General features: G+C 68.5%; 13 protein-coding genes. 4 read left to right on the top strand and 9 right to left on the bottom strand.

The window, feature by feature from the left end; translation table 11 throughout:
* Positions 1-2 precede the first annotated feature (2 nt).
* From AAHB16_RS00545 to AAHB16_RS00525, 5 genes are all read right to left on the bottom strand, one after another.
* Entirely contained in the window at positions 3-989 is a 987-nt protein-coding gene (locus AAHB16_RS00545; protein ID WP_223851488.1) for a patatin-like phospholipase family protein, read from the bottom strand.
* A 208-nt stretch (positions 990-1,197) separates the two neighbouring features.
* A complete protein-coding gene (locus AAHB16_RS00540) occupies positions 1,198-2,169 on the bottom strand; it encodes a M14 family metallopeptidase (protein WP_150371896.1) in 972 nt (323 codons plus the stop codon).
* A 14-nt stretch (positions 2,170-2,183) separates the two neighbouring features.
* Positions 2,184-3,167 carry a Bug family tripartite tricarboxylate transporter substrate binding protein gene (locus AAHB16_RS00535; protein WP_150371895.1) on the bottom strand — a complete coding sequence of 328 codons (984 nt, stop codon included), beginning with the start codon at positions 3,165-3,167 and terminating at the stop codon, positions 2,184-2,186.
* 136 nt (positions 3,168-3,303) lie between these two features.
* The gene (locus AAHB16_RS00530) at positions 3,304-4,236 is read right to left on the bottom strand and encodes a LysR family transcriptional regulator (RefSeq protein WP_342049774.1); all 933 of its coding nucleotides are present in this window, start codon (positions 4,234-4,236) and stop codon (positions 3,304-3,306) included.
* Between the two features lie 65 nt (positions 4,237-4,301).
* Positions 4,302-5,864, bottom strand: coding sequence for a hypothetical protein (locus AAHB16_RS00525; protein ID WP_342049773.1), 1,563 nt, complete (start codon positions 5,862-5,864; stop codon positions 4,302-4,304).
* A 260-nt stretch (positions 5,865-6,124) separates the two neighbouring features.
* Between AAHB16_RS00525 and AAHB16_RS00520 the strand changes: the two genes are divergently transcribed.
* A complete protein-coding gene (locus tag AAHB16_RS00520; RefSeq protein WP_150371892.1) occupies positions 6,125-7,072 on the top strand; it encodes a LysR family transcriptional regulator in 948 nt (315 codons plus the stop codon).
* A 182-nt stretch (positions 7,073-7,254) separates the two neighbouring features.
* Positions 7,255-10,392, top strand: coding sequence for a hypothetical protein (locus tag AAHB16_RS00515; RefSeq protein ID WP_342049772.1), 3,138 nt, complete (start codon positions 7,255-7,257; stop codon positions 10,390-10,392).
* A gap of 8 nt (positions 10,393-10,400) precedes the next feature.
* Here the strand turns inward: AAHB16_RS00515 and AAHB16_RS32720 are convergent, their stop codons facing one another.
* Positions 10,401-12,545 carry a hypothetical protein gene (locus AAHB16_RS32720; protein ID WP_446718047.1) on the bottom strand — a complete coding sequence of 715 codons (2,145 nt, stop codon included), beginning with the start codon at positions 12,543-12,545 and terminating at the stop codon, positions 10,401-10,403.
* A gap of 44 nt (positions 12,546-12,589) precedes the next feature.
* Between AAHB16_RS32720 and AAHB16_RS00505 the strand changes: the two genes are divergently transcribed.
* Entirely contained in the window at positions 12,590-13,714 is a 1,125-nt protein-coding gene (locus tag AAHB16_RS00505) for a hypothetical protein (protein WP_342049771.1), read from the top strand.
* A 7-nt stretch (positions 13,715-13,721) separates the two neighbouring features.
* Here the strand turns inward: AAHB16_RS00505 and AAHB16_RS00500 are convergent, their stop codons facing one another.
* Complete coding sequence (locus tag AAHB16_RS00500) at positions 13,722-14,405, bottom strand: hypothetical protein (protein WP_342049770.1); 684 nt, start codon at positions 14,403-14,405, stop codon at positions 13,722-13,724.
* Positions 14,402-16,186: a zinc-dependent metalloprotease family protein gene (locus AAHB16_RS00495; RefSeq protein ID WP_342049769.1), complete on the bottom strand. Its 1,785-nt coding sequence runs from the start codon at positions 16,184-16,186 to the stop codon at positions 14,402-14,404. Before AAHB16_RS00495 ends, AAHB16_RS00500 begins: the two co-directional genes overlap by 4 nt.
* 203 nt (positions 16,187-16,389) lie before the next feature.
* Here AAHB16_RS00495 and AAHB16_RS00490 point away from each other — a divergent pair, with 203 nt between their 5' ends.
* Complete coding sequence (locus AAHB16_RS00490) at positions 16,390-17,334, top strand: Bug family tripartite tricarboxylate transporter substrate binding protein (protein ID WP_223851451.1); 945 nt, start codon at positions 16,390-16,392, stop codon at positions 17,332-17,334.
* A gap of 18 nt (positions 17,335-17,352) precedes the next feature.
* On the opposite strand, the gene prpR is transcribed toward AAHB16_RS00490, so the two are convergent.
* On the bottom strand, positions 17,353-19,284 hold the full coding sequence (gene prpR, locus AAHB16_RS00485; RefSeq protein ID WP_342049768.1) for a propionate catabolism operon regulatory protein PrpR: 1,932 nt from the start codon (positions 19,282-19,284) through the stop codon (positions 17,353-17,355).
* Positions 19,285-19,435: the final 151 nt, after the last annotated feature.

Here is a 19,435-nt window from a genome sequence, read left to right as displayed (position 1 = left end):
GGTCAGACCTCCTCGAGCAGTTCGTCGAGGTCGAACGTGGAGCGCCGGCCGAGCGCATCGGCATGCGCGGCAAGGAAGCCGTCCGCGGCCTGCCGACCTTCATCGCGCAGCATGCACAGGAACGACCATTCGGCATTCATCTTCGACGACGAGCCGAACTCGGCCATGCGGTCGCTCGCGATGCGATGGATGCGCATGCCGGCCCATTGCGCGCCTTCGCAGTCGCCGGCGCTGGCCACGCGGCGCAACACCGCGATCATGCGCAGCTCCTTGAGCAGCGTGGCATTGAACGAGATCTCGTTGACGCGGCTCAGGATATCGCGCGCGCTGCGCGGCACGCCGGGGCGTGCCACCGGATTGATCTGGACGAGAATGGTGTCGCGCGACTGGCATTCGCGCACGAGGGGCGTGATGGTCGGATTGCCCGCGTAACCGCCATCCCAGTACGGAACGCCGTCGATCTCCACGGCCTGAAAGACCGTGGGCAGGCAGGCCGAGGCGAGCAGCACGCTGGCCGTGATCTCCGCATTGCGAAATATGCGTCCGCGCCCGGTTTCGACATTGGTGGCCGTGACGAACAGGCGAACGGGTGCGTTCGCGAGCGTGTCGAAATCGATCGTATCGCGCAGGATTTCGGCCAGCGGATTGCTGCCGGCCTTGTTGAGGTCGTAGGGCGACCAGATGCGCGCGGCGAGGTCGGCCGCGACGAACAGCGGCGAGTTGTCGAGCGTCCAGCGGCCGAGGATCACATCGAGCGGGCTGCGCCGGAAGGGACTGAAGCGCGCGGCGTCGGCCACGCGGTGCCAGAAGTCGTCGAGCGCCTGGCGCGCGCCTTCGGCGCCGCCGCGCGCATGGCCGTGGACGAGCACGGCCGCGTTCATGGCGCCCGCCGATGTGCCCGAGATGCCGTCGATGCGCAGCCACGGTACTTCGAGCAGGCGGTCCAGCACGCCCCAGGTGAAGGCGCCGTGCGCGCCGCCGCCCTGCAGGGCCAGATCCACCGCCAGTGGCGCCCGCGCGTTGTTGGCGGCATCGGCGGCATCGGCGGCTTCGGCAGCGTCTACGCTTTCAACCTGTCCTTTCTGCACATCTCCTTGCTGGACCATGCGATCCTCCCTTGGGAATGCCCGTGGGGCACGCTCCATTATTTGTTGTGCGGTGCAACTTAAGCAAGGGAGGCAAAGAGGGGGATGGCGGTCAGCGGTCGAGCCGCCCCAGCCGGACCACGGTGACGCCGGGCCGCAGCTGCCGCAGCGAAGGCATGACCAGCACGCAGTGGTCATAGGGCGTGACCACGGGCTGGCCGTCGCGCCAGGCGATGACGGCGCCGGCTTCGGCAAACGTCTCGAGACCGGTGTACGGGCCGGCAAAACGGAAATCCATGGTCGATGCGACCACGGGCTCCGTCACGCGGATCACGCGCTGGGCGGCCGGATCCGGGCGCAGCCAGCCGTCGGGCAGGTCCGCCGCCTCGACGATGCCGGACTGCAGCAGGAAGCGCGCGGTGCTGTCGCGCGCCACGTCCACGGCGCGCGTTTCCCAGTGCTGGCCGCATTCGACGAGTATCGCGTTGCGCGGGCTGGCGGGGTCGCCGAAGTCAGCGTAGTCGCGCATGCGGCGGCCTTCCGGGTGGCCTTCATCGACGATGATGTCGGCCGGCGCGCCGACCGCGCGGGCCAGGGCGATGCCCTTGTCGAGCGGGCCGGAGACGATCAGCGGCCGGCTTTTTTCGTGCATCGAATGCAGGTCCAGCAGCAGATCGACGGTATCGATCACGGGGCGCATGGCGCGCGCGCGGCGCAGTTCGGAGGAGTCGCGCGAGGTGTCGTCGAGCACGGCCGCGGTCCAGACGCGGTTGAAATCCTGATCGACGTAGCGCGACGCATCGGGGCGCGCGGCGTCGAAGCGCGCATAGGCATCGACGTTCGCGAACGAGAGGGTCAGGCGCCCGCGGCGCGGACGCAGGCCATGCGCGAGCAGACCCGCCACGGTAATGGCGCCGCAGACCTCGTTGCCGTGCGTCAGCGCGTTGACCATCACGTGGGGGCCGGGCGTGCCGCTGTCGAACGTGTGTACGTAGGGCACGCCGGTGTTGCCCGTCGCGTAGGGCCGGATGTCGGGGAATTCGACCTCTACGGGGTAGGCATCGAAGGGTTGTTGTTGCGTCATGGGAATCCTGTCTGTTATTCGCGGATATTGGCCGCCTGCACGATCGTGCGATAGCGGCCCGTCTCGCGTCGGACGAACCCGGCGAATTCCGTCGGCGAGCCGGGCTTGACCTCGACGCCGGCTTCCGCGAGCTTGCGGCGGACGTCGGGCATCGCGAGCACGGCCTGCATATCGGTGTTGAGGCGATCGATCACGGGCTTCGGCGTGCTGGCCGGCGCCATCAGGCCGAACCATACGCCCATGTCCACGCCCTTGAGCGCGGGTGTCTCGGCCAGTGCCGGCACGTTCGGGGCCACCGCCGAGCGTTTGGCTTCGGTCAGCCCATAGGCGCGCACGCGGCCGGCCTGGATATGCGGCAGCGCGGACGACAGCACCATCACCGCAAGGTCGATCTGGCCGCCGAGCAGGTCCGTCGACATCGCCGAGGCGCCCTTGTAAGGAACGTGCGTGATATTCACGCCGCCTTGCTGCTTGATCAGTTCGCCGGCCAGATTCAGCGGTGTGCCGATGCCCGACGAGGCGTACGACAGTTGACCGGGCTGCTTCTGCGCCAGCGAAATCAGCTCCGTCGCATCCTTGGCGGGCAGTTGCAGCTTGCCGACGAGCACCATCGGCTGCGTGCCGACGAATGTGATGGGCGCCAGGTCCTTCTCGCCGTCGTACCGCACGGCGGGGTTGGTCAGCCGCGCGATGGAGACTTCGCTGCCGGAGCCGAGCAGCAGGGTGTAACCGTCGGCTTCCGCCTTGACCACCTTCTGTGCGCCGATGGTGCCGCCGGCACCACCGAGGTTTTCGATCACCACGCTCTGGCCGAGGCGCTTGCCGAGCTCGGGTGCAATGGAGCGCGCCACGAGGTCGACGCTGCCGCCGGCGGTGTAGCCGACCACGAGCGTGATGGGCTTGGTGGGATAGGCGCCGGCCGCGCTGGCGGCGAGCGCGGCGCCGCTCAGCGTCGCGAAGAGGGAGGCGTGCAGGGCCTTGCGTAGCAGGGTCTTCATGATTTCTCCGGCAGGGATGTCGTGGTCGATGCACGGCGATGGTAGTGAGCATCGCGGCTTTTGGCGTGCGGCTTTGGCAACGGCACTTGCCGTTTCGGCAATGAGACGGAATGGTGCATGGCGATGCCCGGGACTCTCATGGCGCGATGGCGGCGCGCCAGAAGGTCTCGGCCAGCGGGCGCATGGCCGCGCGCGGGCGATAAAGACGGATATCGAGCGCGAGATCGGCCGAGTTGCCCCCGTGGCTGTCGGCGCGCACGAGGCGTCCCGCGTGGAGGTCGTCGGCGATCAGCCGGGCCGGCAGCCACGCGAGGCCCATGTGCTGGCGCACCATCTCGTGCACCGATTCGGCGAAATCGCTGATGGCCACCGTTTCCAGCTGGGTCGCGAGTTTGCGGCGTGCAATCTCCTGATTGACCATGCGGCCCATGGTCAGCGTTTCCGCATAGGCGATGAACGGCACCGTTGCCGTCCTGGTTTTTCCGCCGCGGATCTGGAATGCCGCGCGCCCATTGGCATCGGCGGCCGCCACGCAGACCAGCCGTTCCACGCCCACCGCGTGGAACATATAGCTCGCGTCGTCGAGCATCACGGGCAGGTCGTGCGGGCTGTAGCACAGCAGGAAATCCGCATGCCCTTCGGTAAAGCGTTCGAGCGCGTCGTGCGTGGCATGGGTGGAAAGGCGCGTACGGAAGCCGTCGCCCACGGGATCGTCGCGCAGGGCATTGCGCAGGCCGGCGAGCCATGCCGGCACCATCGACCGCGCAAGCGTCTTGCCCGTGGCGATGGTCAGCGTGGTGGCGTCCGCGCGGTGCGCGGCGCGCAGGGCCAGACGGGTCTCGTCGAGCGTGCGCAGCGCGGATTCGGCGGCCTCGAGGAACTGCCGGCCCTCCGCGGTCAGCCGCACGGGATACGCGCTGCGGTCGATCAGCGGCGCGCCGGCCCACATTTCGAGCGCCTGGATGCGCCGGCCGAACGCGGGTGGCGTCACATTGCGCAACTCTGCCGCGCGCGCGAGGCTGCCGGCCTGCGCGAGGCAAATAAAGTCTTCCAGCCAGCGGATATGCATCGGAGATCGCGATCGGCATCGATGAGGTCAGATCGCGATCATAGACCGAACGTCGAGCGGGACGGTCAAACTTTTGTCAGATCGGCAATGGCCTTCGAACCCTGCATGGTCGTGTTGGCGAGTTGCTGGGCCTGCTGGATCAGCGTGCTCTGGAGCTGTACGTGGGCGATCGAATGCATGCCTTCCGCGCCGGGGGGCGGCGCCGACGGGGCGGGCGTTACGTCGCTTTGGGCGAGCGTGTCAGGGGACTGGCGGCGCGCCGCCTCGTCCTGCTCGCGACGCGCCGCGATCACGGACACCGGCGCAGCCGCCTCGAAATGGCCGCCCATATCGACGACGATCACGTCGCGCCGATGCGCGTGATCGGGCCCCGTGGTCTCGATATGAATGGCGCCGGCGGCGTCGGAGACCGTGATCATGCGCAGCGGCCGTTCGAGCCCGAGGCTGTTGTTGATCAGCGAGACGATGGCCTTCGCGGTATCGCCATGCGCGGGCAGCTTGTCGCCGGACTTGATGCCCAGCGACGGATCCTGCTCGATGATCTCGCGGAACTGGTTGACGAGCGGGGCGTGGTCGCTGTCGTAGTCGCCCGTGGCATGCTGCATCAGCGAGATCAGCAGGCAATTGTTCGTTGCCCATTTCTCGTCCGCCGGCGGCGCGCCGTCGCGCGGCATCGGCTGGGTCTTGCCGCCATTCGGTATCAGCGTCATGTCGTGGGCGGCCAGCACATTGGCGATGCGATCGGTGCGCGTTGCGCCGGCCGACAGCTCCTCGAGGTACGCCGTCTCGTTATCGTCATAGACCGCGGTGCGGATGTCCGGATCGAGGTCTTGCCATGGCGTGATCTCGGTCTCGAGCGAAGGGATGTCGCGCAGGCCCTTGAGCGCGTACGCGACCGAGCGCTGTTCTTCGTGGACCCGGGCGGGGTCGATGCCGCGCAGGCCCGGCGTGGCGTCCTGCATGCTGAGCGCGATGGCGTGATCGATGGCGCGCTGCTCGCGCGGGTCCAGCGCGTGGGCGGGGCCAGCGGGGTGCGCTTCGGGCTCGTGGCTCGCCGCCTGCATGCTGGCCGCGATCTGGTTGAGCCGCGCGTGCAGCTCCATGCCGATGGGGTCGTCATACGGCGGGGGCTGCAGATGCCACGGGATGTCGGCTTGCGGCGGGGCGGGCCGCTGGAACGTGGACTGGGGCCGGGATGGGTGCGCGAAGCCCGGTGGCGGATGATCGGGCGGCGCGTAGGACGGCGCGTGGGGGGGCGCGTGTGGGGGCGCGTGTGGGGGCGAGTACGGCGGCGGCGGGTCGTACTGTTCGTGGGGCGCCGCATCGGGCCGATAAGGGGGCGGCGGCTCCTCGTACCGCTGGAAGCCCGACATGCCCTGCGCATACGGATTGAAGCCCGCGCCGTGGGCCTGCGGCGGCGGGCCGTGCGGGCGCCGGACCGGCTGCGGCACCTGCGCCTGCACCGCGGTAAATGCGGACAGGCCGGCGTCGGCATACACACGCTTAGCGTAGTGCTTGGCGAGCCCCCGTACCAGTGGCTGGACGATTCTCGGGACCTGGCTCGCGACCTGATCGGCGGCGGCGTCCGCGAGCGTGTACGGTCTGACGCGAAAGGTATTGGGGGGCATGTACGAGCCTCGCTGTCCGGGGACGCCCAAATGGGCAATGGGCGCCACGGCGTCCGCCGCACCATGCCTTGGACGCTCTGCCAGCGTAATGGCGCGGGGCCTCTGGCGCGCGCCCGCGCTTCGTTCATGGCGCGGCGTCTTCGTATTTCTTCGTATGCCGGCCGGACAGGTGCCCGCCGCGGGAAAATCCCGCATACTCCCAGCGAGTTGCGGCGCTCCGTTCAGCGCTCAGTTCTGATCCCCCCGCTTCCCATGAACCCATGAACACCCGCTTTCTCGAAACGCTGCTCTCGCTGGCGCGCTCGGGAAGCATTCGCGCCACCGCGCGCGAACTGCATGCCACGCCCGCCGCCATTTCCTCGCGCATCAAGGCGCTCGAAGCCGAACTCGGCGTCTCGCTCGTCGATCGCGGCAGCAGCCAGTTCCGGCTCAGCGACGATGGCGAGCGGCTGCTCAATCATGCGCGAGAGGTCGTGCACGCCGCGCGTACGCTGCAGCTGGCCGCGCAACGGGGCCAGCAGATCTCGGGGCGGCTGCGGCTCGGCGTCGTCGAGACCGTGGTGCATAGCTGGCTGCCGAACTTCGTGCGCGCGCTGGAAACCGACTATCCGGAGCTCGTCGTGGACCTGACCGTCGACGCCACCGCTGTGCTCGGCCCGCGCCTGCTCGCGGGCGAGCTCGACCTGGTGGCGCAGGTGGAGAGCGCGATCGATCCCTCCATCGTCGCGCAGCCGCTCGCGCGCTACCCGGTGCGCTGGATCGCGCGGCGCGACATGCTCGCCGAGGCGGACGGCACGGACCAGATGGACGATCGCGTGCGGGCGATGCTGCGGCATCCCGTGCTGACATTCGGCCGCGGTACGCTGCCCCAACTCGCCGTCGATGCGATGGTCAGCGGCCTCGCCAGCGAGCACGGCGTGCCGCTCTCGCAAACGCGCGTCACCTGCATGCCGTCGGTGGCCGCGATGATCCATCTGCTGCGCGATGGCTACGGTGTGGCCGCGGTGCCGAGCCTGCTCGTCGCGGAGTACCTGGACACCGGCGAGCTCGTCGAGCTGCCGATGCTGCCGTCGCCGCCACCGATCGTGATCGCACTCTATCGGCGCGACGATGCGCGCGTGGCCGTGCACGCGGCGGCGGCAGTGGCGCGCGAGGTATGCAGCCAGTATTGCGACGCCTTGCCCGCGGCATTGATCGAGGCGTCATGAGGGCGCCTTCGGCGCGGGCGGTATCGTTTCGCATTGCGCCGTCGCGCGGAGACTGCGCTCCCTACCATTGCCGGTAGCACTCAAGGCTAGCGGCATTGGAACGCTGGCCCGTGATGAGTTGCCGGAAATTTGCGGAGCACGCGATGGTCAGGAGCGCAACGGATAACCCAGGACACGTTCAATTGCATCTGGTGGGCAACCAGCCCGACGCGCCGGATATCACGCCGGGAACGCGGCCGCCATTACCGACGCGCAAGGAACCGTCGGCGGTGCTGCGGTGCCTGCAGCCGCGGGTGGGGCCGGTCAACACGGCCAGCGTGCACGCGCGCACGTCGCTCAAGGCGACCACGGCCCAGGCGCGCGCGGCGAGTGCCAACCCTTTCGCCGATGAAAATGCCACCGCGCCCGTGCTCACCGGCCCCTTCCGGCGCGGCACGCTGAAGGCGGCGAACGGTATGCTGACCGAGGGCCAGAGGCCGGCAGCGGAGCACGATGTCACCGCGCTGTTCGATCTGCACGCGTTCTTTCCGGATGCGCAAGCCACCCAGCCCCCGCAACCCTCGCAGGTCGCATCGTCGTCCGCCACCCCGCGTGAGCAACTGCAGCGCACGCTCGGCACATACTGTCCCGGCGATAGCGGCCGCATCGCGGGCATGGCGCTCGCTGCCGTCTGCGATGGCGATGCCCCGCGCGCGCTCAGGGCGCTGAACGTCCTGCGCCACGGCGAGACGAGCACCACCGACGAAGGCGCGCGCGCCGATGCGTTTGCCGCGGCCTGCCATCTCAGTACGACGGGGGCGGGCCTCGATATCCTGCGCGCGCTCTCGGGTACGGGCGGATCTGGCGAACTGTCGGCGCGCGAGCACGCGATTCAGGAGCAGGCCGAAATGACCGCCCATCAGGCGGCGGAGCGATTGCTGGCCGCGTGGCCGCGCGGCGTGTCGCGGCCGAACTCGCTGCGCGAGCTCGCGCATGTATGCAACCTGCTGACGAATGCGGGGTGTGGCGAGCATCTGGAAGGCGATCTGCGGCCCGACTTCGAGCGTCAGTCGGAGACGCACGAGAGCGCTTCCCTGCTCAGCAACACGGACCGGACGGAACTCGTGCCCGAACTGACCGGAAGTCCGCTGGCGCGCGAGGGCAATGCGGCGCGCGCGCTCCTGGCCGCCGTCATGCTGCGCGAGAACCCGGGGCTGGACCTTCATGCACGACATCCGGACCTCGCGCTGCCGTACCTCGCGGGACGCAATCGGATCTATGACCAGGAAGCGATCGACGAGATCGGCGACCGTCTGTTCAAGATGCTAACCTACGCCGACCGCGCGGCGGAGGGGGCGGTGCCGAATCCCGCGCGCGCGCTCCTTGGCAAGGACAAGAACCCGCTGCATGCGCTGCAGAACGGTACCGGCGGCCAGCTGATGCGCGAGCCCGAGGCCGACTTCGCCGACGTGGCGGCTGCCGTGCAGCGCGTCGCCAACGCCCTCGACGGCACGCTCGCCAACGGCAAGGGCGGTCCGAACGTCTCTGACGCGCATTTCAATGCCGCGCTGCGCTCGGCGATCCTCGATCAGTGGGTCGCGCAGATCGGCGAGAACGGATGGCAGGATCGCACGCCCATTCCGCTGACCGCGGACTCGCCCGTCATGGCACGGGTCATGGAGGTCCTGCATCTGGACGCGCGCCAGTTGTCGGCATGCTGCGCGCGGCAGACGATGGGCTGGGTGAACGAAGGCTTTGTCATGACATCCGCGCGACTGCGGCAGTGGGCCGACGACGTGCGGCCCCCCGAGGGAGACCCGGCGCGCGCGGAGATGGATGCGGGCCTCGCGCATGTGGACCACATGAACAACCGCGGCGACATTTTCCCCGCGCATGGCGCAACGTCCGACGACTACCTGATGGCCGTGCGGCGCACGCTGGCGCTGTCGCGCATGACCTACGGCGTGCGCGCGAGCGAGCGCCGGGAGATCGGGGTCAACGCCAACGTCAACATCCTCGCGCGCACCGGGGCACCGGTCGTGGCTGCGGGTCCCGCGGTCAGGCTGGCGGGGCGCTTCGGCGCGGAGGTCTATGCCGGTTCGAATGCACTGGCCGGCGCGCTCGAGGTGACCACGCAGCGTGGGGTCACGGGCTGGGCGGGGCTGTCCGGCGTGGCCTCGTGGACGCCGACGAAGTGGTTCGGCGGTTCGGTGGCGGGCACGTTGCTGCCGGTGGTCGCGGACTATACGAGCTCCGAGGGCGCGGCCATCCGCACGCGGTTCACCCCGGGCGATCTCGAGTCCTGGCGCACGACGCTGCTTGGTGCGTTCGATTCCATGTACGGTGTCACGGCGGCCGCCAATCCGGGCGCGCACGCGACGATCCAACGCCCCGCCAATGCGGCTGCGCTGCTCGACAACCTGGCCGCCACGCATGCCACCGCGCCGGACCTGTCCATCGGGCGCGTGGCGGGCAGTACCGTCAATGTCGGCATGTCGCTGGGCGCGACCGGCGCCGCGCGCTTTCGCGACCCCAGGGCAAAGGACACCACGCGCGGCGGTATCAGCGGCGCGATCACGCAGACGGTCACCGCGTTCTCGCGACGCAGGGCCAAGGATCAGGACGGTGGGCTGGGCACGCTCGTCATGAACAGCAACAGCAATACCAATACGTCGGTAAGCGGCGGGGTGAGCGTGGCACCGCCCGCCTCCGGCACCACGCATGGCAGCGCGGTGTTCACGCCGATCAACCTGCTGAGCGCCTCGGCCGTGATGCTGCCGGTGTCGCGCGGCGGCACGCTGCGGTTCTCGATGGACAACGGCAAGGTCGCGCCGACGACCGTGTACGACCATGAGTTCGCCGACTATGACGACTTCGTGCAGTACGTGGATAGCCGCCGCGACGAGTGGCTGCAGTGGACGCGCGCCGAGGCGGATGACCAGCCGGGCGCCACCAGCAGCGCCGAGGCGCGCCTCGACGACTACCTGGCACGTGTGCGCGGCGGGGTGGACAACGGCAGGCTCCTGCTTGCCGAGCGCGTCGTGATTCAGCCGGCTGCGCGTGCGCGCATGGACCAGTTGCTGGCCGCGTTCTCCTACGCGGAAGCGCTGCCGCCCGCGCAGCGCGACGAGCGACGCGCCGCGTTGCGCGCCGAGCTCGATGCCGTGGCGGTCGCGCCCGATAGCTGGGGGCCGCGCTTCCTGTACGTCAACGAGGTCAATGGCGAACGTACCGAGCTGGGCCTCAACTACTGGATCGATGCGGTGGTCACGCAGGAAGTCTCCACGTCCCGGCAGACCAGCGCGTACCGGGCGCGGGATACCGTGCACGTGCCGAGCTAGGGCCAGGGCTACCCGGCGGCGGCGAGCAGATCGGCCGTATGCACCATCAGTCCGCGGATCTGGCGCAGCAGCGGGTATTGATGGAGCACGGCCGACCATCGCGGTGAGGTCAGCAGTTGCTCCCAGACCGGTTCCAGCATGGACACCGCCGGGTTCTTGCCATCGGTGATGGCGCCTGCGTAGTCGAGGCTGGCCTGGGCCGATAGCAACTGCATGCGGCTGGCCGCGCCGAGTACGCGGGTAGCGGGTTCGGTTTGGGTGTCGCAGCAGTAGAGCACCGTGTTCGCGAGGTCTGGGTCATGGCTTCGCTCGATGTCGCCGAGGGCGTGCAGGGACTCACCGTGCAGCCGCACCGTGCCTTCGTGCGTGTGGAATACGTAGGTCTGCGTGGCATCGGCGTGGCCGAGCAGGCGGAGTCCGCGCAGCAGCCGCGGGAAGTCTGACGTGGCGGCCTCCACGGAGGCCTTGACCTCGAGCAGCAGGCAGATGTCCCAGACGGGCGGGTCCTGTGCGTCCGCGCGGGGTCGCTGCCGCAGCAGCACGACGTCCCATTCGCTCTTGGCGCGCTCGTGGCTGGCGGGAATCGTCGCGGGGACGCGCATCGAGGTGACGACGCGGTAGGACATCCCGGCATCGAGCCGCCGGGCAATGGCATCGAGCGCGCGCGCGGCGGCGGCCTCCGCCGCGGCGCCCCGCTCGCGCGATGCGACGCCGGCCGATGTGGCCATGGGGCTGCCGGCGCTGGGACCATGCCGTGACCAGAGGGCGCGATAGGCTTTCACGGAGGGGTCCGACGTTAGCGCATCGAGCCGCTGCAATCGGGCGAGGGCGGGGTGGGTGAGCAGCTTCTGGAGGCCCGGGGCAATAGAGCCATCGCCGGTAACGCCGACCGCTCCGACTACGCCACCCTCGCCGACCGCGCTGACCGCGCCGACCGTGCCGGCCTCGCCGACCGTGCCGGCCTCGCCGACCGTGCCGGCCTCGCCGACCGCGCCGACTTCGCCGACCTCGCCGACCTCGCCGACCTCGCCGACCTCGCCGACCTCGCCGACCGCGCCGACCTCGCCGACCGCGCCGACCGCGCCGACCTCGCCGACCGTGCCGGCCTCGCCGACCTCGCCGACCTCGCCGACCTCGCCGACCTCGCCGACCTCGCCGACCTCGCCGATCGCGCCGGCCTCGTCGACCTCGCCGACCTCGCCAACCTGGCCGACTGCGCCGACCGTGCCGGCCTCGCCGACCGCGCCGACCGCGCCGACCGCGCCGATTTCGCCGACTGCGCCGACTGCGCCGACCGTGCCGGCCGCGCTGACCGCGCTGACCGCGCCGACTGTGCCGACTGCGCCGACTGCGCCGACCGTGCCGGCCTTGCCGGCCGCGCTGACCGCGCTGACCGCGCCGACCGTGCCGGCCTCGTCGAGCGCGCCGTCTGCGCCGTCTGAGGCGGCCGGCCCGGCTGCGCGATCTGCGGCGGCCGGCTCGGCTGCTCGATCTGCGGCGGCCGGCTCGGCTGCTCGATCTGCGGCGGCTGGCCCGGCTGTGCCGGGCGCACGGTAACCGTTATGCCTGGCAAGCAGCCGCCGCGCCGTCTTCTCCATCGCGTGCCAGTCGCCATGGGCCGCGGCGTCGTGCAGCTGCGCGAGTGCCGTGCGCAGGCTATCGTCGGCCGTGCGTTGCCGCCGCCCCGGATGCGCCACCGCGTTGACGGCGGTCCGTAACTGGCGCCGGTCCTGCTCCGCATGCGTGGAGAGCGATGCATACTCACGGACGCGCGGATTGCGATGCCGCAGCATCATCGCCCGAAACACCGGGTCGCCCGCATCGTCGCACAATGCCTGGCGCACGAGCCCGGCAAGCGCGTCGAGGAACCGCGCCTTCGCGGCATGGAGCGCGTCCATCCCACCCGCGTCGGTGTGAGCGAGCGCCACGCGCGCCTGCTCGATCGCTAGCGCGATCTCCATGGCCGGTGTCCGCGCCGCGGCCGCCAGCGCGGAGAGGCCGGGCAGCCGGTAGCGGCGGGCCACGGTGTGCAGCAGACGGTCGAGGGGCGGCGGAGCGGGCATGGCCGGCGGGATGGCAGCAAGATCCCGCAGCATAGCCGAGCCCGGTGACGCAGGCGCGGCTTTACCTGCGTCGCCGGCCGGTTGTATCATGACTTCTCAGAACATTTGAGAAGTATCAATTTCCGTGAGAAGCCATGAGAAGCCGTGACACGTTGCCCGAGGACCCCTGGCATTTTCCGCGGCCCGACCTCGCCGATGCCTATCTGCAGGCCTTCGAACTCAAGCTCTCCGCCGCGCGCGGCCTGTTTGCGCGCCGCCGCATGGGCAAGACCGAGTTTCTGCGCCAGGACCTGATACCTGCCGCGCTGGCGCGTGGCTATCTCACGGCCTACACCAATCTGTGGGACCGCCGGACCTCGCCCGAGGTGGCGCTCGTTGCCGCGCTCGGCGAGGCATTGGAGCCGAAAGGGGCGGCGGCAGTCCTGTCCCGGCTGCGCGGCCCGGTCAGGAAACTGAAGGCAGGCGCGAAGTTACCGGGCGGACTCGAGGGTACGCTCGAAGCCGAGCTCGGCAAGGCCAGCACCGACAGGACCAGCGCGCTGCACGAGGTGTTGAAGCAGCTGGACGGCGCAAAGAAAACCCTGCTGCTGGTCATCGACGAAGCCCAGGTCCTCGCACGCGCCGACCACAGCGATTTCGCGCATGCCCTGCGCGCCGCGCTCGATATCCGCAAGGACCGCATCAAGGTCATTTTCGCCGGGAGTTCCGAGACGACGCTGCGCGCGATGTTCGCAAGGGCCTCGGAGCCGTTCTACAACTGGGCCCCGCTGGAGCCGTTCCCGCTGCTCGGCGACGAGTTCGTGGCCTACAGCATCAAGCTGCTCAACAGCATGGCGCGGAACAAGCTCACGCTGGAACAGGGGCTGCGCGCGTTCGAAGCCCTGCATCGCACGCCGGAGTTCTTCAAGCGATTCATCGAACGGTACATGCTCTACCAGACGCAGGGCGACGCCGCGGCGCTGGCCCACACCAAGGCGTCCGTGTTCTCGGACGAGCATTCGCTGCAGCAATGGCAGGAGATCCGGGCCGCGGACCGCGCCATCCTGTACCTGATTGCGCGCGGCGAGCCCGACCTCCACTCGGCCGCGACGCTGGAAAAGCTGGGTGCCATGCTCGGCAAGCCGGCCACGCGCAATACGGCGGCGCATGCACTACGGCGACTCATGGCGGACAACGTCGTCACACGCCTGTCGATGGGCGATTACCGCATCGAAGACGAGGCCTTTGCCGAATGGATCCGCAGACGGCCCGAGGCGTAGCCAACGCTCAATGCGGGGCGTCGACGGTATCGTGCACGAGCCGCGCGGCGTCCTGCGCGTGGGAGCGTATCCATCCCACGCCGTTCGTCGCTTCGATGGTGAAGCCGCCTCCGGCGGCGTGGAAGTTGCCGACGGTATAGCGATCCGATAGCGATTGCGAAATGGAGAACCGCGCGGGCGGGTCGGTATCGGCAATCGTGCCTTCCCACCGGGAGAAGCCGTTCTCCGTGGCCACATGCTCGATCGTTCCCGTAACGTCGCCCGCGCCGGGGACGTCGAGCCGGATGGTGTCGCCGGGCAGTCTGGTCTCGAGGACGAACGGGTCGAGTGTGACCCATGTCCGGTCGTCGGAGACACCGCGGGCGGCCGCGGCGATCTCCTGCGCGGACATCGGCGTGGCGAGCAGCGTCTTGCCGATGGCCGCGCGGAGGTCGTCGGCATGCTGGCGGAGCGTCGGGTCGTCACGGTAGTGGAGCACCTGCTCGAGTCTGGCCGAGCGGTCGGCGTCCGTCGGTTCGTCGGGGAGGGTGGGGCCGATTTCGCGTGGGCCATCCACGGTGCGCACCGGCACATCCGATCTGCGAGGGACTGCGGTGTCCGGTGCGCCGGGCCGCATGGCCAGCCACGCGGCGAGGCTTGCCAGCAGGCCCAGGGCGAGGGCGAACGTCGCAAGGCGTGGTGACCTGCTCATCGGAAGGCAGCGATCTCTTGCGACCGCTCGTTGATGACGCGGACGGCGTCGATCTGCTCCGGAATGCCGAGCGGCTCGCCTGTAATCGGGTGGAGGATGTGTGGGGTGCTGTAGTAGGGGATGGCGTTACCGCCCATGACGGTGCCGTGAAGGGTGTTGCCGACAGCGTAGCGGGGATTGGCATAGCGTTCGCCGCCGTGCGATAGCCCAAGGTTGTGCCCGAGCTCGTGGCGCATGACGGTGGTCCCGCAGGCCAGAGAACCCGTCCCGACCATGCTGAAGCTGTTGGGGCCGATATAGGCCAGGCCGCATCCGGCTTCCGTCCCTTCATAGTAGATGGCATCGGCCTTGCGGTCGCGCAGCTCGGCCTGGATATCGGGGTCGAAGCGGATGGCGGACAAGGCCTGGTCAAGCGTGGTGCCGCCATTCCGGACCGTACGGCGTACGACCGCGACAGGGTTGTAGTAAAGGTTCGCCTTCGCGTTCTCGAGCGCCTCGTTCGTCAGGCGCAGGCCTTCATACAAGCGCATCCGCATGCCCTGATCGCCGAGCCGTTGGGCCGCGGCATCGCTGTACACGAGCAGGATATCGACCACATGCGTACCCGTGTCCCATTTGCCCTCGTTGAAGGTGAACCTGACGGTATCCCCCGTCTTGATATGACGCGGCGTCGCGCTCGTCGCGCTACGTACCGCGAACGGCCATGCCGCGGTGCTGCGGACCACAATGGCATCGCCCGGATTCGCGGTTTGCGGGAGGACGAGTTCACGCGCCCAGTTGGCATCCCCCGCGAGCACGTCCGTGATCGGCGTCGTCGGCTGCGGTATCACGCCCTGAGGCAGGTGCTTTACCAGCAGTAGCCTTCTCGGGTGCGATGTCATCTTCCATGCCGATTCGGCTTTGACGTACGTGAAATCGTACCGCTGGCCCGTGGCGATACGCACGGCATGTCGCGGGTTGGCCGCGTCCGGTAGCAATGTGGCGGGCCACGTGGCCTGCGAGGTGAACACGATGCGGTCGCGATCGCTGGCGCTCGCCGGCAGTGCAATGGACGGCGTCCAGTTGCCGTCGGCGAAACGGACCTCCGTGACCGGCGCGGTGGGATGCGGCAGACGCCCGGCGACCGTGCGCGCCTGCACGATCCGCCGCGCGGTCCTCAGCGGCATCCAGCGGCCGCGTGCCTTGCTGAACTGGAACAGGTATGCGTCGCCATGCTGAAGCCTGAGCGAACTCGGAAACAATGCATGCGCCGGGTCGATGGCCGATGGCCACGTCGCTGCCGAACGAATCAGCACGAGCGCGCCGTCGGTGGCGTCGGCAGGCAGCCGGACCTTGCCGGTCCAGTCGCCATCGCGGAGCTCATAGAGCGAGACGAGTGCATCGGCGGCGGACGCGACCATATCGCTGCCACCTCTCGGCGATTGAACCGGTGCCACGACTGTCCAGACATTCCCGTCCTTCCGGTATCGGAACGAAATCTGGTTACCCGCATGAAGCGTGAGCGAGTCGATGCCAAGGTCGGTGTTTCGGGTCAGTAAGGTGGTCGGGTACGCCGCCGACGTGGCGATGTGATACTGGATGCCATCACGGGGATGGTGGTCCGGCAGACGCACCACTGGCGTCCACATGCCATTCGCAAGCGTCAGTCGCGCGTCGGCATCCGACACGGGAATCGTATTTTCCCTCAGGTCGGCGAGCGAGAAGCTGACCGCCATACCCGGTCCAGTCCATGTCAGGCAAGCCCACAACGCCGCGCGCGCCACCAGGGTCCGATGCAACATGCCGTACTCCCTTTGTCATTGACGATGAGCGAGTCTAGGAGCGCGAGGCAGCCGCCTTCGATGAATTGACAATACTTTTGGACGCCACCGCACCGCATTGATGCATCTTTCATGGCATGCAAGTTGCTGCAGGAGTGGCGCCGACTACTCTCATGGTGCGTGGAATGAACCGAACACTCCGACAGCTTGCCGCAGCAGGTGCAGTGCTTGTTTCCCTCTTTTCGCTCGCGTCGTTCGCGCATGCGCAGGAGAAATGGCCGACACGGCCCGTGAAGATCGTCGTGCCGTTTCCCGCGGGCGGAGGTACCGACAGCATCGCGCGCCTTCTGGGCGAGCGGATGGCGCTGGAGCTCAAGACGCCCGTGCTGATCGAGAACCGCCCTGGTGCGGGGGGCATCATTGGTGCGCAGACCGCGGCCAATGCGCCGGCCGATGGTTATACGGTGCTGCTGGGTTCGAACAGCACGCTCGTCAGCAACCGGTTCCTCTACTCGAAGCTGCCCTACAACCCCGACAACTTCGAGCCCATCGGCGAGGTGGGCGTGCAGTCGCTCGTGCTCGTCGTCAATAGCTCGATGCCCGTGAACACGCTGGCCGAGTTCGTGGCGTATGCCAAGGCGCATCCTGGCAAGGTCAACTACGCATCGTTCGGGCAGGGCACCACCTCGCATCTGGCCGGGGAGATGTTCAAGCAGACCGCCGGCATCGATATGGTCCACGTGCCGTTCAAGGGCGCCGCCGAGGCGATTCCGGCCCTGATGGCCGGCAGCGTCGACGCCTATTTCGATACGATCGTCTCCAGCCTGCCGCATATCAAGAGCGGCAAGTTCCGCGCGCTGGGCGTAACGACGCCCAAGCGTTCGTCGGCGATGCCTTCGCTCGCGACCATTGCCGAGCAGGGTTATCCGGGCTTCGAGATGTACCCGTGGTACGGCATGACGGTGCTCAAGGCCACCCCGAAGGATGTCCAGCAAAAGCTCCGTACCGCGCTCGCGACCAGCCTGGCCGATGCCGACCTGCGCCGGCGCCTGACCGAGAGCGGCACCGAGGTGAACTACGCCGACGCGCCCGAATTCGCCGCACTGATCCGCAACGACAGCGTCAATATCGAGAAGCTGGTGAAGACGGTGGGCATCGCCGTGCAGTGAGCGCGGTAATCAGCCGCGCTAGTCCTCGCGTAGCCATCGCCAGAGCGTCGCGCGACTGATGCCGAGCCGGCGCGCGGCTTCCTGCCGGTTGCCGCCGCATGCATCGAGCACCTCGCGCGCGCGATCGCGCCGTGGTGCGGGCGCGGGTGCCGGCGCCCCGGCACGCTGGTGGTGGCCCGGCTGCGGCACCGCGTCTTCATAGAGCTCCGCGCAATCGTGCCGCAGTTCGGTGAAGTCGATCGCGTCCTCGTCGTGCCATTGCGAGAAGAACACCGCCATCCGGTCGCAGATATTCTCGAGCTCGCGCACATTCCCCGGCCACGGAAATGCCGCAAGCCGCGGCAGCACCCGCGGCAGCAGGCGCGTGGCATCGAGCGAGGACCCCAGCCGTCCGAGGCTACGCCGCAACAACGCTTCCGCCAGCGGCGCAATATCTTCGGGCCGCTCGCGCAATGCGGGCAGATGCAGATGCAGCGTGTTGATCCGGTAATAAAGGTCCTGCCGGAACTGACGCGTGGCGACGAGTTCGCGTAACGGCTGGTGCGTGGCCGCAATCACGCGCACGTTCACCGGAATCGGCAGCGCGCCGCCCAGCCGCACGATCTCGCGCTCCTGCAGCACGCGCAACAGCCGCGTCTGCAGTGACACGGGCATATCGCCGATTTCGTCGAGAAACAGCGTGCCCGTATGCGCGGCCTCGAACAGCCCGCGCTTGCCGCCGCGGCGCGAGCCCGTGAAGGCGCCTTCGTCGTAGCCGAACAGTTCGCTCTCCAGCAGGGACTCGGGAAACGCCGCGCAGTTGATGGCGACGAAGGGCCGCGCGGCGCGCGCGCTCGCGTTGTGAATGGCCTGCGCGAACAGTTCCTTGCCCACGCCGCTCTCGCCGGAGAGCAGAATCGTCATGTCGGTGCGCGCGAACCGCTGCGCCGTGGCGGACGCGCGCCGGAACGGCTCGCTGCGGCCGATCAGACTGTCGAAGCTATGGCGCGCGGTGGGCTGCCGATGACGCTGCTGGCTGCGCAGGCTGGCATCGGCATCGTGGATCGTGCGCGCATCGTAGAGCGTGATGGCCGCGCCGACGATCTGCCCGTGCTCGCGAATCGGCGTGCGGTTCACGATCCAGTCGCGCTGCGCGAGGCGCATGACCGCGGCACGGTCCTGCGCGCCGGTCTCCAGCGTATGCGCGAGCGACAGCGCCGGTTCGATCGTCTCCAGCGATTGCCGTAACAGCTGCGCCTGCGGCCGGCCGAGCAGCTTCTCCATCGGCGGATTGAGCGCGACGATACGATGATCGCGATCGACGGCCAGTACCGCCTCCTGGAGGTTGTGCACCACGCCGTTCAGTTGCTCGTATCGGCTGGCTTCCTGCCGTGCCGCGCGCGCGAGTTCGATGGCGTCCTCCACGCCCTGGCGCACGGCCGCCAGCGAATAGGCGAGATGTCCCTGCATCCCGTATTGCTCGGCAAACTCGAGTACCAGGCTCGAACCCACCACGACTTCATAGCGATCGCGCGCAAGCAGCGCGAAGCAATGGCGCGCCTCGTCGGGGGTGCGGTACGCATACTGCGCCACCTCGATATTGAGCAGGTCCCTGATGGCATCGAGCTCGGGAATCGGCGCGCCGTACATCACCACGCCCACGCGGTTGGAAACGCGGCGCGCGTTCATCAGCGCGAGCAGCAGGTCGAAGCCGCTGAGCTTGATGGTGGCCACGGGGGCGCGCAACGCGGTACGCAGGATGGTCGCGTTGGCCCCGGCGCTGATAAAGGCGTCGGCCGTGCCCAGCCGCATGCGCTCGCGCGCGAACGTCAGCGCCGCGTCGAACGAGCCGTTGACGACCTCGATATCGGCGCGGTCCGCATATTCGTCGAGCACGGTCATCGCGAAATGGCTCAGATGACGGTAGCTGATAAAGCAGAGGCGGGGGCGGAACGGGCGGTCTGCGGTCATGGGCGCGGCGTTGCATGGAGGTTGCGCCATTGTTTCATGAAACGTCTCATGCAACGTCGCATCGATCGATACGAAAGAAAAAACGCTTAAAAATCAATGCGATTTGCCATGGCATGCAGGTTGCGATAGGTGTCTCAACCATACATGGAGG

This window comes from Cupriavidus sp. OTU4054, from assembly GCF_038440175.1.
GTDB lineage: Bacteria > Pseudomonadota > Gammaproteobacteria > Burkholderiales > Burkholderiaceae > Cupriavidus > Cupriavidus pauculus_D.
The sequence above is the reverse complement of the archived record's forward strand: the minus strand, read 5'-3'. Positions and strand labels throughout refer to the sequence as shown.